This window comes from Streptomyces sp. NPDC007856 (assembly GCF_042868225.1).
Taxonomy (GTDB): Bacteria; Actinomycetota; Actinomycetes; order Streptomycetales; family Streptomycetaceae; genus Streptomyces.
The window spans coordinates 479816-501659 of record NZ_JBIAEC010000002.1; the positions used below are offsets into that span (position 1 = coordinate 479816).

The window sequence follows — 21844 nt, forward strand, 5'->3', positions numbered from 1 at the left end:
CCGCAGGAGAGGCAGTCGCCGACCATGAACGTCCGCCGCAGTGCCGCGGCTCTCGCCGCCATAGGCGTGCTGGCCGCCGCCGCGCCCGCCACGGCCGCCGGCCAGTCCCCGTCCCCCTCTCCGAAGGTCGCGATCCCGTCCGGGCTGTACGGAAAGTCCGACCCGACCTACGACGGCGTGTGGCGCCAGTCGCTGACGCTCATCGCCCAGCGGACCCTCGGCTACCGGCCGGCGGCGAAGGCCGTGGACTGGCTCACCGGCCAGCAGTGCGCGAACGGCGCCTTCCCGGCGTTCCGCGGCGCCCCCGCCAAGGCCTGCGACGCCAAGGTCATGGTGGACACCAACAACACGGCCGCCGCCGTCCAGGCCCTGAAGGCGGTCGGCGGGCACGACGACGCCGTCGCCAAGGCGGTGGCCTGGCTGAAGTCCGTACAGAACAAGGACGGCGGCTGGGGCTACTCGCCGGGCGGGGAGAGTGACACCAACTCCACCTCCGTCGTCATCGGCGCGCTCGCGGCGGTGGGTACGGATCCGGCGAGCGTCGGCAAGGCGGGCAAGTCCCCCTACGACCTCCTCGCCGCCATGTCCCTCCCCTGCGACCAGGACGGCGGCGGCGCCCTCGCCTTCCAGCCGGACAAGAAGGGCAAGCTGGCCGCCAACGCGGACGCCACGGCGGCCGGGGTGCTCGGCGCCCTCGGCAAGGGGTTCGTGGCGACGGCCGCCAAGGCGCCCGCGCAGGACGCGTGCGCCAAGGCCGCCCGTCCGACGCAGTTCGCCGACAACGCCGGTGCCTATCTGGCCGCGGCCGTCGGCAAGACCGGGCACCTGCAGTCCGCCCTCCCCGGCGCCAAGGACCAGCCGGACTTCGGCAACACGGTGGACACGGTCGTCGCCCTCGCCGCGGACGGCCGGACCGAGCAGGCCAAGAAGGCGTACGGCTGGCTGGAGAAGAACGCCGGGCAGTGGGCGGTGCAGAGCGGTCCGGCGGCGTACGCCCAACTGATCCTCGCCGCGCACGCGGTCGGCGCGCAGCCCGGTGACTTCGGCGGCACCAGCCTCGTCCGGTCCCTCAACGAGCTGGGCCCGGCCCCGGCCATGGACTCCGCCGCGCACGAGACCAAGAAGGCCGAGAAGTCGGAGAAGTCCGGCAGCGGCTCGGGCTTCGGTGTCTGGTGGTTCGTCGGCGTCTGCCTCGTCGCGGGCATCGGCATCGGCTTCCTGCTCAGCGGCCGGAAGAAGCGGCAGCCGTGAGGGCCGTCCGCCGCGCCGCGAGCCTGCTGTGCGCCGCGCTGGTCCTGCTGGCCGGGGCGGGTCAGGCGCACGCCACCGGATACCGCTACTGGTCCTTCTGGGAGCGGTCCGGCGGGCGCTGGACGTACGCCACGCAGGGCCCGTCGACCGCCCGTCCCGACGACGGTGCCGTGGAGGGCTTCCGGTTCGCGGTGAGCGCGGACTCGGCGGACGCGAGCCGGCCGCGCGGGGCGGCGGACTTCGGCACGATCTGTTCGGCCACACCCGCAAAGTCCGGTACGAAGCGGGTGGCTCTCGTCCTCGACTTCGGCACCCCCGCCGACGCGCCGTCCGGCGAGCTGCCGCCTGCCCGCCGCACGGCGTGCGCGCGGGTCCCGGCCGACGCGACGACCGCGGACGCCCTGGCGGCCGTCGCCCCGCCCCTGCGCTACGACACCAACGCCCTGCTGTGCGCGATCGCGGGGTATCCGAAGAAGGGGTGCGGGGAGCAGGTATCCGCGGCGGCCACGGTCAAGAAGTCGCCGGAGGAGAGCGGCAGTTCGGACAGCGGGCCGTCCCTGGGGTTGCCGATCGGCGTGGGGGCGGTCGTCCTCCTGGGAGGCGCGGCGATGTGGCGGTTCCGACGGCGACGCGATGACTCCGTCTGACTGCGGCCCGGTGGGGGCCGGTCGTGCCCACGCGGCGGAGCCGCATATCGACACGGCCCGCGCCGCTGTCCACCCCGGTGCCTGGTGGCTCTGGGCGCTGAGTCTCGGTACCGCCGCCACCCGCACCACCAACCCCCTCCTGCTCGCCCTCCTCGTATCCGCCTCCGCCTACGTCGTGGCGACGCACCGCGGCAACACCGGCACCCCCACCGCCCACGCCTACACCGCCTTCGCCAAGCTCGCCCTCGCCGTCCTCCTCATCCGCCTCCTCTTCGCGGTGGCGCTGGGCTCTCCCATCCCGGGCACCCACACCCTCCTCACGCTCCCCGAAGTCCCCCTCCCGCACTGGGCACAGGGCATCCGCCTGGGCGGCAGGGTCACGGCGGAGGCGCTCGTCTTCGCCGCCTACGACGGGCTCAAGCTCGCCACCCTCCTGATCTGCGTCGGCGCGGCGAACGCCCTCGCGAGCCCCGCCCGCCTCCTCAAGTCCCTCCCCGGCGCCCTGTACGAGACCGGCGTCGCCGTGGTCGTCGCGCTCACCTTCGCCCCGCATCTCATCGCCGACGTCCAGCGCCTGCGTGCCGCCCGCCGGCTGCGCGGCCGCCCGGACCGGGGTCTGCGGGGCCTGCTCCAGGTCGGACTGCCGGTGCTGGAGGGCGCGTTGGAGCGCTCGGTCGCGCTCGCCGCCGCGATGGAGGCCCGCGGCTACGGCCGTACCGTCGAGGTCCCCGCCCGCGTCCGCCGTACGACGGCCGCGCTCACCCTCGGCGGCCTGCTCGGCGTGTGCGCGGGGACGTACGGGCTGCTCACCGCGGAGGGCGGCACCTACGGCGTCCCCCTGCTCCTCACCGGTGTCGTCGCCGCCCTCGCGGGGCTGCGCCTCGGCGGCCGGCGTTCGCCGCGCACCCGGTACCGCCCGGACCCGTGGGACGTACGCGCCTGGCTGGTGACCAGCTCCGGCGCCACGGTCGCCGCGCTGCTCGGCGTGGCCGCCGCCCGCGACCCGGAGGCGCTGCACCCGGGCGTCGTCCCCCTGGTCGCCCCCGGCCTCCCCCTGTGGCCCGCCGCGGCGGTCCTCCTCGCCCTCCTGCCCGCCTTCGTCGTCCCCAAGGAACCGTCGTGATCCGCTTCGAGGATGTCAGCGTGACGTACGACGGTGCGGCCGGACCCTCCGTCCAGGGCGTCGACTTCGAGGTGCCGGAGGGCGAACTGGTGCTGCTCGTGGGCCCGTCCGGGGTCGGCAAGTCGACCGTGCTCGGCGCGGTGAGCGGTCTCGTGCCGCACTTCACCGGCGGCACCCTGCGGGGCCGCGTCACGGTGGCGGGCCGGGACACCCGTACCCACAAGCCGCGTGAACTCGCCGACGTGGTCGGCACGGTGGGCCAGGACCCGCTCGCCCACTTCGTGACCGACACCGTGGAGGACGAACTCGCCTACGGAATGGAGTCGTTGGGTCTAGCCCCGGAGGTCATGCGGCGCCGGGTCGAGGAGACCCTGGACCTGCTGGGCCTGGCCGGACTGCGCGACCGCCCGATCGCCACCCTCTCCGGTGGGCAGCGGCAGCGGGTCGCGATCGGCTCGGTCCTCACCCCGCACCCGCGGGTACTGGTCCTGGACGAGCCGACCTCGGCCCTGGACCCGGCCGCGGCGGAGGAGGTCCTCGCGGTGCTCCAGCGCCTGGTGCACGACCTCGGCACGACGATCCTGATGGCCGAACACCGCCTGGAACGCGTGATCCACTACGCCGACCGCATGGTCCTGCTGCCCGCCCCCGGCGAACCCCCGCTCACCGGCACGCCGGCCGAGGTGATGGCGGTGTCCCCGGTCCGCCCCCCGGTCGTGGCCCTGGGCCACCTGGCGGGCTGGTCTCCCCTGCCCTTGACCGTCCGAGACGCCCGCCGCCAAGCCGGTCCCCTGCGAGAACGCCTGGCCGCAGCCGCCGCCGCGGGTACTCGTGGGACCGCGGCCGCGGGTGCGTCTGGGCTGGTCGCGCAGTTCCCCGCGCAGTTCCCACCTCCGGCCGGCACCAGCGCAGGGCGCCGTCCCTGGTTCCGTCGCCGCCCGACCCCCGCCCCAGGGCCCCGGCAACCGCACATCGCCGAGGTCCGCTCCCTCTCCGTCCGCCGCGCCCGCGTCGACGCCCTCCGGCACATCGACCTCACCGTCACCACCGGCGAAACCATCGCCCTCATGGGCCGCAACGGCGCCGGAAAGTCCACTCTGCTCGGCTCCCTCGTCGGCCTGGTGGCGCCCAGCGCCGGAAGCGTCCGCCTCGGCGGAGCCGAACCCCACCGCACCGCACCCCCCGACCTCGTACGCCGCGTCGGCCTGGTCCCCCAGGATCCGCGGGACCTGCTCTACGCCGACACAGTCGCCGACGAGTGCGCCGCGGCCGACCGGGACGCCGCCGCCCGGCCCGGGACCTGCCGGGCCCTCGTGGCCGAGCTGTTGCCGGGGATCACGGACGGCACCCACCCCCGCGACCTGTCCGAGGGGCAGTGCCTGGCGCTCGCCCTGGCCGTCGTGCTGACCGCCCGGCCGCCGCTCCTCCTGCTGGACGAGCCGACCCGCGGCCTGGACTACGCGGCCAAGGCCCGCCTGGTGACCGTACTGCGCGGCCTCGCCGCCGAGGGGCACGCGATCGTGCTGGCCACGCATGACGTGGAGTTGGCGGCCGAGATCGCGCACCGGGTGGTGCTGCTCGCGGAGGGCGAGGTCATTGCCGACGGGCCGACCGCGCACATCGTCGTCTCCTCGCCGTCCTTCGCCCCGCAGGTGACGAAGATCCTCGCCCCGCAGCAGTGGCTCACCGTGGCCGAAGTCCGCGAGGCCCTCGCATGAGCGCAACGAGCCCGCTGCGCCCCGCACGCCTCCACGCCATCCGTCTCGGGCCCCGCTCGCTCGCCGCACTAGCCCTCGTCAGCGCGGTCGGTGTGGTCGCCTTCGGCTGGCCCTTCCTCGCTCCGCCCACCTCGCAGCTGAGCGCCCACGCCCAGGACGCGCCCTGGCTCTTCGCGGGACTGCTCATCCTCCTGGTCGCGGTCGTGGCAGCGACGATCTCGGAGTCGGATCTCGGACCCAAGGCCGTGGCCATGCTGGGCGTGCTGGCCGCGACGGGGGCCGCGCTGCGGCCGATCGGCGCGGGTACGGCGGGGATCGAGCCGATGTTCTTCCTGATGGTGCTCAGCGGCCGGGTACTGGGCCCCGGCTTCGGCTTCACGCTGGGCTCGGTGACGATGTTCGCGTCCGCCCTGCTCACGGGCGGGGTCGGACCGTGGCTGCCGTTCCAGATGCTGTCGATGGGGTGGTTCACGATGGGCGCGGGGCTGCTCCCGGGCCCGGTCCGGCTGCGCGGCCGGACCGAGCTGCTGCTCCTCGCCGTCTACGGCTTTCTCGCCGCCTTCGCCTACGGCACGGTCATGAACCTGGCCGGCTGGCCGTTCATGGGAGCCGCCGCCTCGGACATCTCCTTCGACGCCCGTGCCTCCGTCCCCGCCAACCTGGCCCGTTTCGTGGCCTACTGCCTGGCCACCTCGCTCGGCTGGGACCTGGGCCGGGCCCTGTGCACGGTGGCGCTGACCCTCGTCCTCGGCCCGGCCGTGCTGCGCGCGCTGCGCCGGGCCACTCGGCGGGCCGCCTTCGAGACCGCGGTCACATTCGACGGCCCGGAACGCTCACCTGACGGATCCGGCGCTTCACCCAGCGCGAGCGAGACCGTGAAGCACCCCACATGACGCAGGTCACCTACGATTCGGGGCCGTAGTGCCAAATGTCCGATACGCTCCTTCGGGCACCCTCACCGACCTGCACTTTGCGACCCACGTCACAGAGTCGACCTTTACCGCCCATCCGGTCACAACTAGTAAAAGGGGTCATTGCGGACGGCTTTTCGGGCTGCTTCTCTGGACGACGTCGCCAGGCGCCACAAGCCCACCGGGCCGAGGCGCCGACGCATGCGGCCACATCGCGTGGCCCGTCCCATGCGGGCGATCCCCTGTCCCCGACGCAAGAGGTACTCCGTGACCGTCTCCTTCATCCGCCGCATCGCTTCCCCGAAGAAGGCCCTCACCGTTGCCGCCGTGGCCACCGCCACCGCCGGCATGGCACTGTCCGCGGCGCCCGCCCAGGCCGCCTCGCACACGGCCTCCTCCGCTCAGGCGATCGCGCACAAGATGATCCCGGACGCCGCGCAGTTCAACGCGTTCAGCAAGATCGTCTCGCATGAGAGCGGTTGGAACCCGTCGGCCACCAACAGCTCCTCCGGCGCCTACGGCCTGGTCCAGGCCCTGCCGGGGTCCAAGATGGCCTCCGCCGGTTCCGACTGGAAGTCCAACCCGGCCACCCAGATCAAGTGGGGCCTGGACTACATGAAGTCCCGCTACGGCAGCCCCGTGAACGCCTGGAAGTTCTGGCAGGCCAACGGCTGGTACTGAGCCACCCGCAACGCGGCAAAGAGCCGCTGAAGGCGGCGGCCCCCGATCCCCGGGCCGTCGCCTTCGGCGTTTCCGCAGTCCCCACGTGGTCAACTGGGGCGGTGAGCGCAGCGGAAGAAGCATCGGCGCACGACACGTACGACCCGGAGGCGCACGGGATCCGGCTGGTGATCGTGCTGCTGATCCTGACCGTGGTGAGCGGTCTGATCGACGCCGTCAGCTATCTGGGCCTCGGCCGGGTCTTCACCGCCAACATGACCGGCAACGTGGTCGTCCTCGGCTTCGCGGCGGCCGGCGCGCCCGGCTTCTCCGTACCGCACACGGCGACCTCGCTGGGGTGTTTCCTGCTGGGCGCGGTGACCGGCGGCCGGCTGGCGGCCCGCGTCGGCAAGGGGCCACGCCGTACCTGGACCCGCCTCACCCTGGCGGCCGAAGCGGTCCTGGTGGCCCTGTCGGCGGCGGTCGCCTTCGCCTGGCCGCACGCCACCGGCACGGTCTACGCCCTGATCGCCCTCACGGGGTACGCAATGGGCCTGCGCAACGCGACCGTCCGCAAACTGGGCATCGCCGGTCTCACCACCACCGTGCTGACCATGACCCTGACCGGCCTGGCCTCCGAGTCCCGCCTCGGCGACGCCACCGGCCACCGCTCACCACGCCGTACGGCATCGGTGATCGCCATGCTCGTCGGCGCCTGCCTCGGGGCATGGCTGGTGCTGCATCACGGCCTGGGCATCCCGCTGCTGATCGCGGCGGTGGCGTCGGGCGTGCTGGCGGTGGTGGCGTCCGGCCGGGAGTGACTCCGCCGACCTCGGGGGAGGCAGGAACGGGGCGTTGGGGTAGGGGTGCTCCTGCCTCCCTCGGGGTGGGCCGACCCGCACGGGTCAGCCGGTCGTGACCTGGAGTTCCTTGACCCCGTTGATCCAGGCCGAGCGCAGCCGCCGGGGCGCCTCGGCCGACCGCAGGCCGGGCATCGCGTCGGCGATCGCATTGAAGATCAGGTCGATCTCCAGGATCGCCAGGGACTTGCCCAGGCAGTAGTGGGGTCCGCCACCGCCGAAGCCGAGGTGCGGGTTGGGGTCGCGGGTGATGTCGAAGGCGTCGGGGGCGGTGAAGACCTCGGGGTCGTGGTTGGCGGAGGCGTAGAACAGCCCGACCCGGTCCCCCTTCCTGATCCGCACGCCGCCCAGTTCCGTGTCCTGCGTGGCCGTCCGCTGGAAGGCGTTGACGGGCGTCGCCCAGCGCACGATCTCCTCGGCCGTCGTCCCGGGCCGCTCCCGCTTGAACAGCTCCCACTGCTCGGGATGGGTGAGGAAGGCGTGCATGCCGTGGGTGATGGCGTTCCGGGTGGTCTCGTTCCCGGCCACCGCCAGCATCAGCACGAAGAAGCCGAACTCGTCGGAGTTCAGGTTGCCCTCGTCCTCCGCCGCGACGAGGGTCGTGACGATGTCCCGGGCGGGGCACTCCTTCCGCTCGGCGGCCATGTTCATGGCGTAGGCGATGATCTCGGCAGCCGACTGGGCGCCGACCTCCTCGGTGATGGCGTACTCGGGATCGTCGTAGGCGATCATCTTGTTGGACCAGTCGAAGATCTTGGACCGGTCCTCCTGGGGCACGCCGATCAGCTCGGCGATGGCCTGCAGGGGCAGTTCGCACGCGACCTCGGTGACGAAGTCGAAGGGTCCGGAGCGGGCGCGGGCACTCGCGACGATCGCCTCGGCGCGCACCCGGAGCCGGTCCTCCAGGGCGCGGATGGAACGTGGCGTGAAGCCGCGCTGCACGATCTGCCGCACCCGCGTATGTTCCGGAGGATCCATGTTGAGCAGGATCAACCGCTGCGCGTCGATCGCGTCGCGCTCGATGTGCTCGTTGAAGCGGATGATCGCGGTGTTGACGGTGGAGGAGAAGAGCTCCGGGTGCGTGGAGACGTACTTGACATCCGCGTGCCGGGTCACGGCCCAGTAGCCGTCGTCGGCGAAGCCCGCAAGGCCGTGCGGCTGCGGGACCCAGCGGACCGGCTCGGTGCGGCGCAGCTCGGCGAACTCCGGGAGGGGCACACGGTGGTGGAGCAGGTCGGGGTCGGTGAAGTCGAACCCGTCGGGCAGCGCGGGGCAGTGCATCGGCGACTCCCGTCGTCCGGTCTGAGTCCGTTCTGAGTTCGTTCCGAGTCGGTCCTGAGTCGGTTCTGACGGTCCATCAGCGGTGCGGTGAAGGTAGTAACAGGTTCTACAAGTCGCAAGAGGTACGGCAGCCCCAGTCCGTGCGGAATTCGTGCAGATCGCGACTTCGGCACCTGCAAGACTCTTGCGGTGATGGACATCACGTCAGCAGACTGCTGGGCGGAACTAGAACGCGTACTAGTTCTGGTAGGAGAGCCCTCTCGGAGAGGACCCGCACCCATGGCCGCCGAACCCGTGATCGTCGAAGCCGTCCGCACCCCGATCGGCAAGCGCGGCGGCGCGCTCGCCAATCTGCACCCCGCCTATCTCCTGGGCGAGACCTACCGTGAACTCCTCGGCCGCACCGGCATCCCCGCCGACGCGGTCGAGCAGATCGTCGGCGGCACCGTCACCCACGCCGGCGAACAGTCCATGAACCCCGCGCGCACGGCATGGCTGACCATGGGGCTGCCCTACGAGACGGCCGCCACGACCGTCGACTGCCAGTGCGGCTCCTCCCAGCAGGCCTCGCACATGGTGGCCAACATGGTCGCCGGGGGCGTCATCGACGTCGGGATCAGCTGCGGCGTCGAGGCGATGAGCCGGGTACCGCTGGGGTCGGGTTCGAAGCACGGTCCCGGCAAGCCGTTCCCGGACGAGTGGAACGTGGACCTGCCGAACCAGTTCGAGGCGGCCGAGCGCATCGCCCGTCACCGGGGGCTGACGAGGGAGAACGTCGACGCGCTGGGACTTCGCTCCCAGGAGCGGGCGGCGCTGGCCTGGGCGGAGGAACGCTTCAAGCGCGAGACGTTCGCGGTCCAGGTCCCGACCACCGAGGAGGAGCAGCACGCCGGTCAGGGCATGTGGCGCCTGGTCGACAAGGACGAGGGACTGCGCGACACGTCCATGGAGGCGCTGGCGAGGTTGAAGCCGGTGATGCCGACGGCCGTCCATACGGCGGGCAACTCGTCGCAGATCTCGGACGGTGCGGCGGCCATCATGTGGGCGTCGAAGCGGATGGCTCGGGCGCTGAAGCTGAAGCCCCGGGCGCGGATCGTCGCCCAGGCGCTGGTCGGCGCCAACCCGCACTTCCACCTGGACGGCCCGATCGACGCGACGCGCGCGGTGCTGGGCAAGGCGGGGATGTCCCTGAAGGACATCGACCTCGTGGAGATCAACGAGGCCTTCGCGTCCGTGGTGTTGAGCTGGGCCCAGGTCTTCGAACAGGACCCGGACAAGGTCAACGTGAATGGCGGTGCGATTGCTCTGGGTCACCCGGTGGGGGCGACAGGCGCCCGCCTGATCACCACCGCCCTGCACGAACTGGAGCGCGCGGACAAGGAGTTCGCGTTGGTGACCATGTGCGCGGGCGGTGGGCTGGCCACGGGGACGATCATTCAGCGGCTGTAGCGGCCCAGTTCACGAAGGTGGTGAAGGCGGCGGGGTCGAGGGTGAGGATCGGGCCCGCCGGGCTCTTTGAGTCGCGGATGGCGACAGTGGCTCCCGCCAGTTCGGCGACCTCGATGCATTCGCCGCCCTGGTCTCCGCTGTACGACGACTTACGCCATGCGAGCGGGCCGAGCGGCGCGCACTCGAGGCACTGGCCGCCCTGGTCGCTGCTGTAGCTGGACTTACGCCACTTGCTCTCCATAGCGGTCCTCCATCACGCGCCGGATCAACTCCGCCGAGTCCTTGAGGGAGAGTGCGGCGGCCTGGAGGTGATCGTAACGGAGCGAGCATTCTTTGACCGTGTCCGGGTTCGCCGTCGGGTGCCCACTGCGGTAGCTCTCTGTATAGAGAATGGTCGGGTCGCCAGCGAAGCGATAGAGGTCGAACGGGCCGGTGAGCCCCGCATGCGATCCGGCCGAATACGGCAGCACCTGGATGTTGATCCGGGGGTTGTCCTCGAAGGTCAACAGATGAGCCAGTTGGCCTTGCATGGTCTTCCGGCCGCCGACCTCCAAATACAGTGCGGCTTCGCTGAGTACCGCCCAGAAGACCGGCGGTTCCTCCTTCTCAAAGACACTCTGCCGCGCCAGCCGGACCGCAGTCCGGTCGTCGAGGTCGCTTCGGTCCACCGCGCCGAGCACCGCACGGGCGTAAGCCGGAGTCTGAAGCAGACCAAGGATCATGTGCGTCTGAAAGGAGCAGATCTCAACCGCCCGCACCTCCAGCTCAGCCACCTGCTGAAACCAAGCCGGAAGTTGGCTTCGCATCACCAGCGGGTGGAGCCGGGTCAGTAACCCACCCGTGCACAGCGCCGCGTCCGCCCGCTGGCTGAAGTCGAGCGTCGGCAGCTTCCGGGCCGTCTCCACCTGGCCGACCATCGACCCCGTGTAGTTGATGATGTCCCCGAGCTGCTTCTGCGTGAGCCCCGCCGCCTCTCGGAAGCGACGCAACTCGAAGCCGTAGTAGTCGAGCGGTGAGGCGCTCGGGTCGAGGGTGTTGATGTTCACCATGCCAAGTCCCCTCTCGGACCCGTTGTGTTCAAGCTGTAGCCGAGCGTAGTGATCCGAGGTCAGCCTCGTCCTGTGAACCTCAACATTCCCCACACGCCCCAGTACCGCATGCAGCTCACCGCCGCCGAGCACTCGGTGCGACACATCCGCCGTATCGTCCGCTCGCTGCTGCACGAATGGGAGCTGACGGAGCTGGTCTTCGCCGTGGAGCTGGGCGTGAGCGAGCTGGTCACCAACGTGGTACGGCACGTACCGGACCGCCGCTGCACGGTACTGCTCGCGCGACTGACGGCGGGCGTACGGGCCGAGGTGACCGACGGTTGCGCCCAACTCCCGTGTCAGGCAAGCGAAGTCGACCAGGACTCGGAGAGCGGCCGGGGTCTTGCTCTGCTCGATGCCGTGGTCGACAAGTGGGGCGTGTCAGCGGCCGGCGGCGACGGGAAGACGGTCTGGTTCGAGTGCGGGACCGAGGGTGTTTCCCCGCCGCTGACTCGGACGTGACCGTGCCGAGAAGCGAGCGGCCGAACGGTCACATGCTGCCGACGCTCACCTTCTGTGCCGCCTGGGCGGCGCCCGCAACCGCCGTCACCGTCTTCGCCCGCGGGCCCTGGAAGACGTACGACAGCCCGAAGCCGGCGCTCACCACCACCGCGCCGCCCACCGCGTCGAGCACCCAGTGGTTGCCGGTGGCGACGATGGCCGAGACGGTGAGGAGGGGGTGCAGGAGGCCCAGCGCCTTCATCCACCACCTGGGGGCGATGACCGCGATCACGACACCGCACCACAGGGCCCAGCCGAAGTGCAGCGACGGCATCGCCGCGTACTGGTTGGTGAGCGCGGTCAGGGTGCCGTAGTCCGGCTTGGAGAAGTCCTGGACGCCGTGGACGGTGTCGATCACGCCGAGCCCGGGCATCAGGCGCGGCGGGGCCAGCGGGAAGAGCCAGAAGCCGATCAGGGCGAGGAAGGTGGCGAAGCCGAGGGAGGCCCGGGCCCAGCGGTAGTCGACGGGGCGGCGCCAGTAGAGGACGGCCAGGACCGTCAGGGGGGCCACGAAGTGGAAGGACTCGTAGTAGAAGTCGAAGAAGCTCCGCAGCCAGCCGATCTTCACGACGGCGTGGTTGGCCCAGTGCTCGATGTCGATGTGCAGGAAGCGCTCGATGTCGAGCACGATGTGGCCGTGGTGCTCGGCCCTGGCCCGGCCCCCGGACATGGTGCCGCCGGTCGCTGCCAGGCGTACCTGCTGGTAGGCGGCGTACACGACCCGGATCAGCAGCAGTTCCAGCAGCAGGTTGGGGCGGGTGAGGACGCGGCGCAGGAAGGGCGCCAGGGAGACGTGGCGGAAGCGGGGCGCCACCGGTGGCGCGTACTCCGCGGGGATCGGTCGCTGGTAGTGGGGGGACGTCCGGGACACGAACGGTATGGCCGTGGCGGCGGCCAGTGCCGCGAGCAGGACGAGGTTGTCGCGCAGCGGGTGCATCACCGTCATGTTCGGCAGCAGCATCTTCGCCGGCAGGGTGGTCACCAGGACCATCGCGACCGGCCAGACGTACCGGTCGGAGGCCCGTCTGCCGACCCGGCCGACCATCGCGAGCAGCACCCACAGCAACTGGTGCTGCCAGGCGGTGGGAGAGACGGCGACGACCGCGCAGCCGGTGACGGCCACGGCCAGCAGCAGTTGGCCGTCGTGCGCGTAGTGGACGGCGCGCCGCAGGGCGAGGGCGGTGACGGCGGCGCTCAGCGCCAGGAAGGAGGTGATCTCCAGCGGGCCGGTCAGGCCCAGGCGGAGCAGGGCGCCGTGCAGGGACTGGTTGCCGAGGGCGTCGGCCTTGCCGCCGAGGCCCGTCCCGGCCATGTGGTGCACCCAGTACGTGTACGAGTCGTGCGGCAGCGCCGCCCAGGCGAGCGCGGTGCAGGCGGCGAAGGTGCCGGCCGTGGCGGCGGTGGCCCGGCGACGGCCGGTGAACCACAGCAGCGGGGCGAACAGCAGCATGGTCGGCTGCAGGGCGGCGGCCAGGCCTATGCACAGGCCGCTCTCGCGTTCGCTGCGTACGGTGAAGCAGCCGAGCAGGACGAGCAGCACCGGGATGATGCTGGTCTGGCCGAGCCACAGGGCGTTGCGGACCGGCAGCGACAGCATGAGCAGGCTGATCGCGACCGGCGCGGCCAGCAGGGAGGTACGGCGGCCGACCGGCTGGGGCAGCGCACGGGCGGCCACCAGGCCGAGGGCGACGACCAGCGACAGGGTGCCGAAGGTCCAGCCCCAGCCGAGGGCGGCCTGCGCGGAGCGCGTGAGGGGTTTGAGGACCAGGCCGCCGAAGGGGGTGCCGGCGAACCGGGTCGAGTCGTAGATCGAGCCCTTCACATGCAGCACGCCGTGCGGGCCGACCCAGGTCTCCAGGTCCGTCAGCCGCTCGCCGCTCGGCGTGGTGGCGACGACGGCCAGCTGCCGTACCGCGAGGGTCGCGGCCACCGCCCACAGGGCGAGCCGGGCCGCGAGCAACCGGGCTTCCGCCGGTGCCCTGCCGAAGGTGTCCGCCGGTCGCCCGCTGTGCTCCACGTTCGCCACGCCTCGTCGGCCTCCCGCCCCGTACGGTCCCGGCGCCGGTCACGCCGGGTTGCTCTGAGAACCCTATGAGGGTCCCAGCCCCCCGGAGAAGGACGCCGGAAACCCGGGCTTCACCTGACGTCCGTTCTCCTTTTGTCCGGAAGACGATAGTCGGCGGCACGGCCGGTTCCCCGGCCGAGGCGCGAGAAGGATCACAACGCGGGACCGGAATGCCTGATCGTGAGCGGGCAGACGTACCTGCATACGCGCCATTTAGCTGCACACTGCAGCTAAACGCGTACAGCACGTAAGGGGCGCAGGCCCTCCTATGGTCGGTTTCCGGCCCGTTCCCGGCAGCGCCGCCGTACGGACCGCGCCCTGTCCCCGTCGAAAGGTAGGCGAGCCCCGTTTTGGCGACCGCCACAGCAGTCTCCCCGTCCCTCCCGAAGACCCGGCGGGCCGGCACGGCCCGTGACATCACCGTCACCGACCCCGCGCTCGTCAGGCGCGCCGTGAAGGCGGCCGCGCTCGGCAACGCGATGGAGTGGTTCGACTTCGGTGTCTACAGCTACATCGCGGTCACCCTGGGCAAGGTCTTCTTCCCGTCCGGCAACCCGACCGCGCAGTTGCTGTCGACCTTCGGCGCCTTCGCGGCGGCCTTTCTGGTCCGGCCGCTCGGTGGCATGGTCTTCGGTCCGCTGGGCGACCGCGTGGGCCGCCAGAAGGTCCTCGCCATCACGATGATCATGATGGCGGCGGGCACGTTCGCGATCGGTCTGATCCCGTCGTACGCCTCGATCGGCGTGGGCGCGCCGCTGCTTCTGCTGGCCGCCCGGCTGGTGCAGGGCTTCTCCACCGGTGGTGAGTACGCCGGCGCGTCGACCTTCATCGCCGAGTACGCCCCCGACAAGAAGCGCGGCTTCTTCGGCAGCTGGCTGGAGTTCGGCACGCTGGCGGGCTACATCGGCGGCGCGGGTCTGGTGACGCTGATGACCGCGCTGCTGTCCTCGCACGACCTGGTGTCGTGGGGCTGGCGGATCCCGTTCCTGATCGCGGGCCCGATGGGCATCATCGGCCTGTATCTGCGGATGCGTCTTGAGGAGACCCCGGCGTTCGCGGCCGAAGTGGCGAAGGCGGAGGCCGCCCGGCCGAAGGTGCCACTGCGCGCGATGGTCGCGGGCCAGTGGAAGGCGCTGCTGCTGTGCATGGGTCTGGTGCTGGTCTTCAACGTCACCGACTACATGCTGCTGTCGTACATGCCGAGCTACCTCACCAGCGAGCTGAAGTACGACGAGACGCACGGGCTGCTGGTCGTGCTGGGCGTGATGGCGCTGATGATGATCGTGCAGCCGTTCGCGGGCGCGCTGACCGACCGGGTCGGCCGGCGTCCGGTGATCGCGGCGGGCTGCGCGGGCTTCCTGTTCCTGTCGATCCCGGCGCTGCTGCTGATCCGCGAGGGCAGTCTGGTGGCGGTGGGGCTGGGCATGGGTGCGCTGGGTCTGCTGCTGGTGTGCTTCACGGCGGCCATGCCGGCCGCGCTGCCCGCTCTCTTCCCGACGCGGGTGCGGTACGGGTCGCTGTCCATCGGGTTCAACGTGTCCGTGTCCCTGTTCGGCGGGACGACTCCGCTGGTCGTGACCGCGCTGATCGGGGCGACCGGGAACATGATGATGCCCGCGTACTACATGATGGCCGCGGCTGTGGTGGGCGGATTCGCGGTGTGGCGGATGTCGGAGTCCGCGGGGCGGCCGCTGCCGGGTTCCGCCCCGGCGGTGGAGGGTCGCTGAGCGCCGTAGGGGTGCGGGTCAAGTGCTCCTGTCGGCCGTGGCCGCCGGCGCCCTGATCGTCGTACGGCGCTCCCGGCGGCCGGGAATCCGTCGGTGATCACGCCGTCGGCGCCCCTCGGCTGAGACGATGTCGGTGGGAAGGGCAGGCACTCGGGAAAGGCAGCAGGAGCATGAGCGACTCCCAGCTCTGGGACGACGTCGACGACTACTTCACCAGCCGGCTCGCCCCCGATGACGAGGCGCTGCGGGCGGCCCTGCGGGAGAACGACGCAGCCGGTCTGCCGCAGATCGCCGTCACGGCGGCGCAGGGCAAGTTCCTCCAGCTGCTCGCCCAGCTGCAGGGCGCGCGGCACATCCTGGAGATCGGCACACTCGGCGGTTACAGCACGATCTGGCTGGCCCGGGCCCTGCCCGAGGACGGCAGGCTCGTGTCGCTGGAGTACAGCGCCAAGCACGCCGAGGTGGCCACCCGCAACCTCGCCCGGGCCGGCCTGGACCGGATCGCGGAGGTGCGGGTGGGCCCGGCCCTGGAGTCGCTGCCCAAGCTCGCCGACGAGAACCCGGCCCCGTTCGACCTGGTGTTCATCGACGCCGACAAGGCCAACAACGCGCACTACGTGGAGTGGGCGCTGCGGCTCTCCCGTACCGGCAGCCTGATCGTCGTGGACAACGTGGTGCGCGGCGGCCGGGTCGTCGACGAGCGCACCACCGAGCCCGACGTCGTGGGCACACGCGCCGCGATCGAGCTGATCGCCACGCATCCGAGGCTGAGCGGCACGGCGATCCAGACGGTCGGCAGCAAGGGGTACGACGGCTTCGCGCTGGCTCGGGTACTGGACTGAGTCGCCGCTCGGGCGGGCTCAGACCTCGTGGTAGAAGCCGACGTTGACGCTGCGCGGCGCGGTGCGGTCCTGGACGACGATCTCGCCGGACCCGCCGCGCGGCAGCGCTACGGTCGCGCCGTAGCCGAGGGGCTGCGCGTACTCCCCGACCACCAGCCGCACTTCGGACGACGGCTCGGCCTGCGAACCGCGCAGCCAGGTGAGTTGCCAGCCGCCGTCGGGGCCGCACTGGAACTCCAGGTGCACCCGGGAGACGAACAGCCAGTCCTCCGGGGTGACCAGCCGACACATCGACGCGTCCCGGCCGACCCGGAGCACGGCGCCCGGCTCGCTCGGCGCGTCGGCCATCGTCATGCCGGCCGTGGCGCCCGCGTCGGCGCCGGAGACGGTGGCCATGGTGAGTTCGAGCACGCGCGTTTCCCCCTGTACGACCATCGGCGTACGGCGGCCGGATCGCCGTATCCCCGCCGCATGATAAAACGCCCGGCGAGGCGGCGTCCGGCACAATGGGCTCATGACCGAGCGAAAGCCACCCGGGGTGCCGTTCGAGTCCTGGGTCGACAAGCAGATCCGCGACGCGCAGGGGCGCGGTGAGTTCGAGCGGCTGCCGGGGACGGGGGAGCCGCTGCCGAGCGAACTCGACTCCGCCTATGACGAACTGTGGTGGATCAAGCGGAAGATGGCGCGCGAGGGCCTGTCCGTGCTGCCGCCCGCCCTCGCCCTGCGCAAGGAGGCCGAGGACGCGCTCGCGGCGGCCTACGCGGCGCCGTCCGAGCGGATCGCGCGGAAGATCATCGAGGACGTCAACGTCAAGATCAAGGGCATGATGTTCAAGCCGCCGCCCGGTCCCCCGCTGGGGAAGAAGCCGTACGACGTCGAGGAGGTCGTACGCGAGTGGCGGCAGCGCAGGGCTGCCGCCGCGCGCGGGCGGGGTCCGTCAGAGGTGTAGCAGGCGCCCGGCCAGTTCCTGGTAGTCGCGCAGCGCCAGCCTGAGCTGCTCGGTGTCGGTGTCCGAGCCCGGTCCGCGGTCCTCGGAGGCCTCCCAGGACCGCCGCAGCGTACGCCGCCGCCGCTCCACGGCCTCTTCGAACCGCCCCGCGATCTCCTCCAGCACGTGATCGGCCTGCTCGACCGCGCCCCGGGGCTCGTCCACGAACCCCGCGGCCAGCCGCCGCATCCGCTGCTCCCAGCGGTCCGTCTCGTCGTGGGACAGCAGCGGTGCGCCGGTACCGGAGGGAGCGGGTGCCGTCTCACCGACGGAGGAGGCCCCGGGCGCCGGCGCGGACCCGCGTGCGCGGGCATCGGCCGGTGCCGTCGGCCATGCATCCGGTTCGGTGGACTCGGTGGTATGCGCATCCCGCCCGCTCACATCCCCGGGCGACGGAACCCCCAGCCCGTCGTCCGGCATGGGGCTCTCGTAGGACATACCAGCCTCGCCGGGCACACGGCTCTCGCCCGGCATCCGGTCCTCGCGCGGCATGTTGCCCTCGCGTGGCATGCGGCTCTCGCGTGGCATTCCGGGCTCGATCGACGTGCCACCCTCGCCGGGCATCGCCCTCTCGCCCGGCATGCTGCCCTCGCTCGGCATTCCGCTCTCGCCCGACATTCGTCCCTCGCCCGGCAGCCAGCCCTCGGCCGGGCGCCGGCCCTCGGCGGCGATGCCGGCTACGCCTGGCATTCGGCCTTCGGCCGGGGTGCCGGTTTCGGTTGGGTGGACTGGTGTGTCCTCCGGGGTGAGGTCGTCGGCTGTCAGGCCGTTTCTGCCGGGGCCGATCGAGCCGGGGAGACGGGAAGGGGGCGCCGGCGGTGGTTCGCCGGGGAGCCGTTCCTCTGGCAGGGGGTCTCTCGGGGTGCGTTGGCCCAGTGGCATGTCCTCCGGGGTCCAGTCCTCGTCCGGCGGTCGGCGGAAGCGGCCGGTGGGGCGCTCGTCGTCCGGCATGATGCTCAGTCCTTCTTCGCGTGGCCGGTCGCACGGTGGCGGCCGGTTTCCCGGGAGGGGTGGGTCAGGTCGTCGAAGAGGGCGCGGGCGCCGACCAGCGCCGTACGCATCTCCTCGGTCCCGGAGCCGGCCTCGGTCAGCCCGTGGCGCGCCCCGGCACGGGCCACCCGGTGCACCTGCCGATAGCCGTCGACGTGGTCGGCGTGGTGGACGGAGAGCGCGGCGAGCTGCTCCTCGTAACGCCCGCCGTTCGGGTAGCCGCGCGCGGCCGCGAGGTCCGCGAGCAGCTGGTCGGCCTCGGCCACCGCCTGCCGCGGCGAGGCGACGAAGTGTTCCTGTACGGCCGTCCAGCGGGCCACGTAGTGCTCACGCCCGGCCGGGTCCAGCGGCCGTTCCCACAGGTCGCCGTGGCGTTCGACGCCCTCGGCCAGCTCTTGTTCGGCGGCCTTGGCGTCCCCGCCGTGCAGGGCGACGGTCCGCTCGTACTCGGGCCCGAAGCGCCGCTTCAGACCGGGCCCGCCGGACCGCACCCGGCCGCGCAGAACCAGGGAGGTGACCGCGGCGATGACCACGGCCGCCACGATCACGATCACCACGATCATGCCTGTGGACATGGTTGCCTTCCGATCGGCCGGCCCCGCTGACCGGCTCCCCTTCCGGGTGACCCGGAAGGGGAGCCACAAACGGTGGTCAGTCCGCGAAGCGGCGCGGAAAACCGCTGGGCGGCGCGGTGACGGCCGCCGACAATGGCCGCCATGACGTGGTCGATCACTCCGGAACCGTACGACTCCCCGGTCGCCGCCGCGCTGTGGCGGGCCTACTACACGGAGGTCAGCGACCGCTGGTATCTGCTGCACGAGGGCCGCCGGACCGACCCCGACGAGCTGGAGCGGGGGATCGCGGCCGCGACCGGTGCCGAACTCACGCCTCCTACCGGGCAGTTGCTCGTCGGGCGGTACGACGGTGAGCCGGCCGGCTGCGCGGGCGTACGGCTGCTGGAGCCGGACACGGCGGAACTGACCCGTGTGTTCGTGTACGAGCGGGCGCGCGGCAGGGGCGGCGCCCCGTTGCTGGTGGCCGCCGCCGAGGAGGCCGCCCGCGCCCTCGGCGCCCGGCGGCTGATCCTCGACACCCGCAGCGACCTGGTCGAGGCCCGCTCCCTGTACGCCCGCCTCGGCTACACGGAGACCGGCCCGCACAACGACGATTTCTACGCCGAGCACTGGTTCCGCAAGGAGCTGGCGCTCAACTGACCTTGGCGCCGGTGGCGTCGTGCGGTCGTTCACGCTCGGTGCCGCACATCTCCCCGCTGAGTTCCCTGACGAGCTTGGTCAGGTCGGTGGACCGGCCCGGTTTCCACCAGTCGCCGAGGAGTTCCGCGAGGGACTCCTCGCGGGCCTTGGCGAGCCGTTCGGCGACCTCGCGGCCGGTATTCGTCAGGTACAGGTCGAGGCCACGGCGTTCGCCCAGGTGCCGTTCCTCGACCTGGCGGGCGGCGGCGAGGACGGCCTCCAGCGGGACGGGGCTGCGCTCGGCGAGGACGCCCGGCTCGATCGAGCCGTACTTGCGGATGCGCAGCAGCATCCAGCTGGCGGCGGGCAGCAGGTCGTACCCGGCCCGTTCGGTGATCGTCCGGTAGACCTCGTGGCGGCCCTCGCGGGTGCCGAGCAGGGACAGGGCGCGGCAGCACTCGTCGTAGGAGGACCGCTCGACCGGGTTGGGCGGAATGGTCTCGGAGACGTCCGGCGCGGTGACCGAGCCGCGCAGCCGGTCCTCCTTCAGGAACCAGGCCAGCAGGAAGCCGAGGAGGGCGACGGGGGCGGCGTAGAGGAAGACGTCGGTGATGGCGGACGCGTACGCGTGCAGGGCCGCCGGGCGCAGGGTGGGCGGCAGGGCGGCGATGCCGCGCGGGTCGGACTTGAGGGCGTTCGCGGACACGCCCGGGGGCAGGCTCACGCCCCGGAAGGCGGCGGCGAGTTTGTCGCCGAGGCGGCCGGCGAACACCGTGCCGAAGATCGCCACGCCGAAGGAGGCGCCGATGGAGCGGAAGAAGGTCGCGCCGGAGGTGGCGACGCCCAGGTCCTCGTACGACACCGCGTTCTGCACGATGAGCACCAGGACCTGCATGACCAGGCCTAGTCCGAGGCCGAACACGAAGAAGCAGGCGCTCATCTCGGCGGTCGGGCTGTGCTCGTCGAGCCGGTGCAGCAGGAGCAGGCCGATGGCGGTGACGGCGGTGCCGGTGACGGGGAACACCTTCCAGCGGCCGGTGCGGCTGACGATCTGCCCGGAGATCGTGGACGACAGCAGCAGGCCGACGACCATGGGCAGCATGTACACGCCGGACAGGGTCGGCGAGATGCCGTGCACGACCTGCAGGAAGGTCGGCAGATAGGTCATCGCGCCGAACATGGCGAAACCGACGATGAAGCTGATGACGGCGGCGAGGCTGAAGGTGCGGATGCCGAACAGCTTGAGCGGCAGGACGGGTTCGGCGGCCCGCCGCTCGGCGGCGACGAAGGCCACGGCGAAGAGGACGCCCAGCCCGGCGAGCCCGATGATCTGTGCCGAGGCCCAGGGCCAGGTCGTGCCGCCGAGGGAGGCGACCAGGACCAGGCAGGTGGCGACGGAGGCGATCAGGAACGTGCCGAGGTAGTCGATGACATGGCGCTCGGTACGGCGCGGGATGTGCAGGGCGGTGGCGATCACGGCGAGCGCGACCACGCCGACGGGCAGGTTGACGTAGAACACCCAGCGCCAGCTCAGATGCTGGGTCAACAGCCCGCCGAGCAGCGGTCCGAGCACACTGGTCGCGCCGAACACGGCCCCGAACAGCCCCTGGTAGCGGCCGCGTTCCCGGGGCGGCACGAGGTCGCCGACGATCGCCATCGACAGCACCATCAGCCCGCCGCCGCCCAGGCCCTGCAGCGCCCGGAACCCGATCAGCTCGCCCATGTTCTGCGCCATGCCGCACAAGGCCGAGCCGATGAGGAAGATCACGATGGCCGTCTGGAACAGCCGTTTCCGGCCGTACTGGTCGCCGAGCTTGCCCCACAACGGGGTCGCGGCGGTCGAGGCCAGCAGATAGGCGGTGACCACCCAGGACAGATGCTCCAGGCCGCCGAGGTCGCTGACGATGGTGGGCAGCGCGGTCGACACGATCGTCTGGTCGAGCGCGGCGAGCAGCAGCCCGAGGAGCAAGGCGCCGATCGAGACGAACACGTTGCCGGAGACGTGCTCGGCGGCCTTGATCTCCTGCTGCGTGGCGTGCGCGTCCAGGGCCATGGAGACCTCCTGGGACTCAGGGGCTCGAGTGCACCTTCCATCGTGGTCGGAGTCACCCTTTATGGCCTGTTGAGTCCCGCGTTTCCGGCGGCGGATGCGAAGAAGTTGCGCATAGGGTCTGTAGTTGGTGAGGGGAGGGGGCGAACGCATGAGTGAATCCGAGGGTCACAGCTGTCCGGAGTGCGGAGCGCCGAGGGGCCCGGACCTGAGCCCGTCCTGCGACTGCGCCGAGCGCGCGGCCGAGGCCCTGCGCGAGACGCGGACGGCCGAGGCGGCAGCGGCGGAGGACTTCGATCCGCTGCGGATACGGCCGTATGTGCGGGTCGAGGCCGTCGAGACGACGCCGCCCCTGCGGCCGTCGGCGGAGCCGCCGCCGAGCACGACCGACCTGCGGATACAGCGCCCTGAAGAGGTGCGGGACCGTGCCTCGGCCTGCGACTCCGCCGCGATCGATTCCGCGACGGCGCGGCAGCCGGACGACGGCCCACCGCGGATAC

The 21844-nt window shown here is 71.7% G+C and carries 21 protein-coding genes and 1 pseudogene; 14 read left to right on the forward strand and 8 right to left on the reverse strand.

The window, feature by feature from the left end; genetic code table 11:
* Nucleotides 1-24: 24 nt before the first annotated feature.
* The 7 genes from ACFYOH_RS06655 to ACFYOH_RS06685 all read left to right on the forward strand — a co-directional run bounded on the left by ACFYOH_RS06655 (nucleotide 25) and on the right by ACFYOH_RS06685 (nucleotide 7131).
* Nucleotides 25-1251, forward strand: coding sequence for a prenyltransferase/squalene oxidase repeat-containing protein (locus ACFYOH_RS06655; RefSeq protein WP_388621855.1), 1227 nt, complete (start codon nucleotides 25-27; stop codon nucleotides 1249-1251).
* A complete protein-coding gene (locus ACFYOH_RS06660; protein ID WP_388621857.1) occupies nucleotides 1248-1898 on the forward strand; it encodes an SCO2322 family protein in 651 nt (216 codons plus the stop codon). The genes ACFYOH_RS06655 and ACFYOH_RS06660 overlap by 4 nt, the downstream gene beginning before the upstream one ends.
* Nucleotides 1885-3021 (forward strand): energy-coupling factor transporter transmembrane component T, encoded by a 1137-nt coding sequence (locus ACFYOH_RS06665; RefSeq protein WP_388621859.1) that lies wholly within the window; start codon nucleotides 1885-1887, stop codon nucleotides 3019-3021. The genes ACFYOH_RS06660 and ACFYOH_RS06665 overlap by 14 nt, the downstream gene beginning before the upstream one ends.
* Nucleotides 3018-4739, forward strand: a complete 1722-nt coding sequence (locus tag ACFYOH_RS06670) for an ABC transporter ATP-binding protein (protein WP_388621861.1) — start codon at nucleotides 3018-3020, stop codon at nucleotides 4737-4739. Before ACFYOH_RS06665 ends, ACFYOH_RS06670 begins: the two co-directional genes overlap by 4 nt.
* The gene (locus ACFYOH_RS06675) at nucleotides 4736-5632 is read left to right on the forward strand and encodes an ECF transporter S component (RefSeq protein ID WP_388621863.1); all 897 of its coding nucleotides are present in this window, start codon (nucleotides 4736-4738) and stop codon (nucleotides 5630-5632) included. Before ACFYOH_RS06670 ends, ACFYOH_RS06675 begins: the two co-directional genes overlap by 4 nt.
* Nucleotides 5633-5917: 285 nt before the next feature.
* Complete coding sequence (locus tag ACFYOH_RS06680) at nucleotides 5918-6331, forward strand: transglycosylase SLT domain-containing protein (RefSeq protein ID WP_388621865.1); 414 nt, start codon at nucleotides 5918-5920, stop codon at nucleotides 6329-6331.
* A gap of 101 nt (nucleotides 6332-6432) precedes the next feature.
* Nucleotides 6433-7131 carry a YoaK family protein gene (locus ACFYOH_RS06685; RefSeq protein WP_388621867.1) on the forward strand — a complete coding sequence of 233 codons (699 nt, stop codon included), beginning with the start codon at nucleotides 6433-6435 and terminating at the stop codon, nucleotides 7129-7131.
* 84 nt (nucleotides 7132-7215) lie between these two features.
* Here the strand turns inward: ACFYOH_RS06685 and ACFYOH_RS06690 are convergent, their stop codons facing one another.
* Nucleotides 7216-8451 (reverse strand): cytochrome P450, encoded by a 1236-nt coding sequence (locus tag ACFYOH_RS06690; protein WP_388621869.1) that lies wholly within the window; start codon nucleotides 8449-8451, stop codon nucleotides 7216-7218.
* Nucleotides 8452-8730: 279 nt separating this feature from the next.
* Here ACFYOH_RS06690 and ACFYOH_RS06695 point away from each other — a divergent pair, with 279 nt between their 5' ends.
* The gene (locus tag ACFYOH_RS06695) at nucleotides 8731-9900 is read left to right on the forward strand and encodes a steroid 3-ketoacyl-CoA thiolase (protein WP_388621871.1); all 1170 of its coding nucleotides are present in this window, start codon (nucleotides 8731-8733) and stop codon (nucleotides 9898-9900) included.
* Here ACFYOH_RS06695 and ACFYOH_RS06700 read toward each other — a convergent pair.
* A complete protein-coding gene (locus ACFYOH_RS06700) occupies nucleotides 9884-10141 on the reverse strand; it encodes a DUF397 domain-containing protein (protein WP_388621873.1) in 258 nt (85 codons plus the stop codon). The two genes, ACFYOH_RS06695 and ACFYOH_RS06700, sit on opposite strands and share 17 nt — an antisense overlap.
* A complete protein-coding gene (locus ACFYOH_RS06705) occupies nucleotides 10122-10949 on the reverse strand; it encodes a helix-turn-helix transcriptional regulator (protein ID WP_388621875.1) in 828 nt (275 codons plus the stop codon). The genes ACFYOH_RS06700 and ACFYOH_RS06705 overlap by 20 nt, the downstream gene beginning before the upstream one ends.
* Before the next feature lie 108 nt (nucleotides 10950-11057).
* On the opposite strand from ACFYOH_RS06705, the gene ACFYOH_RS06710 reads away from it, so the two are divergent.
* On the forward strand, nucleotides 11058-11450 hold the full coding sequence (locus tag ACFYOH_RS06710; protein WP_388622335.1) for an ATP-binding protein: 393 nt from the start codon (nucleotides 11058-11060) through the stop codon (nucleotides 11448-11450).
* Nucleotides 11451-11478: 28 nt separating this feature from the next.
* On the opposite strand, the gene ACFYOH_RS06715 is transcribed toward ACFYOH_RS06710, so the two are convergent.
* Nucleotides 11479-13515, reverse strand: coding sequence for a bifunctional glycosyltransferase 87/phosphatase PAP2 family protein (locus ACFYOH_RS06715; RefSeq protein WP_388621877.1), 2037 nt, complete (start codon nucleotides 13513-13515; stop codon nucleotides 11479-11481).
* Nucleotides 13516-13904: 389 nt separating this feature from the next.
* On the opposite strand from ACFYOH_RS06715, the gene proP reads away from it, so the two are divergent.
* Nucleotides 13905-15281 (forward strand): glycine betaine/L-proline transporter ProP, encoded by a 1377-nt coding sequence (gene proP, locus ACFYOH_RS06720; protein WP_388621879.1) that lies wholly within the window; start codon nucleotides 13905-13907, stop codon nucleotides 15279-15281.
* A 170-nt stretch (nucleotides 15282-15451) separates the two neighbouring features.
* Nucleotides 15452-16123, forward strand: a complete 672-nt coding sequence (locus ACFYOH_RS06725; protein ID WP_388621881.1) for an O-methyltransferase — start codon at nucleotides 15452-15454, stop codon at nucleotides 16121-16123.
* Between the two features lie 18 nt (nucleotides 16124-16141).
* Here ACFYOH_RS06725 and ACFYOH_RS06730 read toward each other — a convergent pair whose 3' ends face one another.
* On the reverse strand, nucleotides 16142-16534 hold the full coding sequence (locus tag ACFYOH_RS06730; protein ID WP_388621883.1) for a hypothetical protein: 393 nt from the start codon (nucleotides 16532-16534) through the stop codon (nucleotides 16142-16144).
* Nucleotides 16535-16637: 103 nt separating this feature from the next.
* Between ACFYOH_RS06730 and ACFYOH_RS06735 the strand changes: the two genes are divergently transcribed.
* Nucleotides 16638-17072 carry a DUF1992 domain-containing protein gene (locus ACFYOH_RS06735; protein ID WP_388621885.1) on the forward strand — a complete coding sequence of 145 codons (435 nt, stop codon included), beginning with the start codon at nucleotides 16638-16640 and terminating at the stop codon, nucleotides 17070-17072.
* Here the strand turns inward: ACFYOH_RS06735 and ACFYOH_RS06740 are convergent.
* Together ACFYOH_RS06740 and ACFYOH_RS06745 are read right to left on the reverse strand one after the other, a co-directional pair.
* On the reverse strand, nucleotides 17061-17801 hold the full coding sequence (locus ACFYOH_RS06740; RefSeq protein WP_388621887.1) for a hypothetical protein: 741 nt from the start codon (nucleotides 17799-17801) through the stop codon (nucleotides 17061-17063). The genes ACFYOH_RS06735 and ACFYOH_RS06740 overlap by 12 nt on opposite strands.
* A 266-nt stretch (nucleotides 17802-18067) precedes the next feature.
* Nucleotides 18068-18676 carry a hypothetical protein gene (locus ACFYOH_RS06745; protein WP_388621888.1) on the reverse strand — a complete coding sequence of 203 codons (609 nt, stop codon included), beginning with the start codon at nucleotides 18674-18676 and terminating at the stop codon, nucleotides 18068-18070.
* 141 nt (nucleotides 18677-18817) lie between these two features.
* On the opposite strand from ACFYOH_RS06745, the gene ACFYOH_RS06750 reads away from it, so the two are divergent.
* A complete protein-coding gene (locus tag ACFYOH_RS06750) occupies nucleotides 18818-19315 on the forward strand; it encodes a GNAT family N-acetyltransferase (protein WP_388621890.1) in 498 nt (165 codons plus the stop codon).
* Here the strand turns inward: ACFYOH_RS06750 and ACFYOH_RS06755 are convergent.
* Nucleotides 19308-21347, reverse strand: a complete 2040-nt coding sequence (locus ACFYOH_RS06755) for a DHA2 family efflux MFS transporter permease subunit (protein ID WP_388621892.1) — start codon at nucleotides 21345-21347, stop codon at nucleotides 19308-19310. The two genes, ACFYOH_RS06750 and ACFYOH_RS06755, sit on opposite strands and share 8 nt — an antisense overlap.
* 148 nt (nucleotides 21348-21495) lie before the next feature.
* Here ACFYOH_RS06755 and ACFYOH_RS06760 point away from each other — a divergent pair.
* A pseudogene (locus ACFYOH_RS06760) lies at nucleotides 21496-21844 on the forward strand (peptidoglycan-binding protein); the annotation flags it as partial.

What these genes read in the sequence shown, in the direction of transcription:
- ACFYOH_RS06655 (WP_388621855.1), top strand. Translation starts at nt 25, where the DNA reads ATGAACGTCCGCCGCAGTGCCGCGGCTCTCGCCGCCATAGGCGTGCTG.
- ACFYOH_RS06665 (WP_388621859.1), top strand. Translation starts at nt 1,885, where the DNA reads ATGACTCCGTCTGACTGCGGCCCGGTGGGGGCCGGTCGTGCCCACGCG.
- ACFYOH_RS06675 (WP_388621863.1), top strand. Translation starts at nt 4,736, where the DNA reads ATGAGCGCAACGAGCCCGCTGCGCCCCGCACGCCTCCACGCCATCCGT.
- ACFYOH_RS06690 (WP_388621869.1), bottom strand. Translation starts at nt 8,451, where the DNA reads ATGCACTGCCCCGCGCTGCCCGACGGGTTCGACTTCACCGACCCCGAC.
- ACFYOH_RS06695 (WP_388621871.1), top strand. Translation starts at nt 8,731, where the DNA reads ATGGCCGCCGAACCCGTGATCGTCGAAGCCGTCCGCACCCCGATCGGC.
- ACFYOH_RS06700 (WP_388621873.1), bottom strand. Translation starts at nt 10,141, where the DNA reads ATGGAGAGCAAGTGGCGTAAGTCCAGCTACAGCAGCGACCAGGGCGGC.
- ACFYOH_RS06705 (WP_388621875.1), bottom strand. Translation starts at nt 10,949, where the DNA reads ATGGTGAACATCAACACCCTCGACCCGAGCGCCTCACCGCTCGACTAC.
- ACFYOH_RS06710 (WP_388622335.1), top strand. Translation starts at nt 11,058, where the DNA reads ATGCAGCTCACCGCCGCCGAGCACTCGGTGCGACACATCCGCCGTATC.
- ACFYOH_RS06725 (WP_388621881.1), top strand. Translation starts at nt 15,452, where the DNA reads ATGAGCGACTCCCAGCTCTGGGACGACGTCGACGACTACTTCACCAGC.
- ACFYOH_RS06735 (WP_388621885.1), top strand. Translation starts at nt 16,638, where the DNA reads ATGACCGAGCGAAAGCCACCCGGGGTGCCGTTCGAGTCCTGGGTCGAC.
- ACFYOH_RS06740 (WP_388621887.1), bottom strand. Translation starts at nt 17,801, where the DNA reads ATGCCAGGCGTAGCCGGCATCGCCGCCGAGGGCCGGCGCCCGGCCGAG.
- ACFYOH_RS06745 (WP_388621888.1), bottom strand. Translation starts at nt 18,676, where the DNA reads ATGTCCACAGGCATGATCGTGGTGATCGTGATCGTGGCGGCCGTGGTC.
- ACFYOH_RS06750 (WP_388621890.1), top strand. Translation starts at nt 18,818, where the DNA reads ATGACGTGGTCGATCACTCCGGAACCGTACGACTCCCCGGTCGCCGCC.
- ACFYOH_RS06755 (WP_388621892.1), bottom strand. Translation starts at nt 21,347, where the DNA reads ATGGCCCTGGACGCGCACGCCACGCAGCAGGAGATCAAGGCCGCCGAG.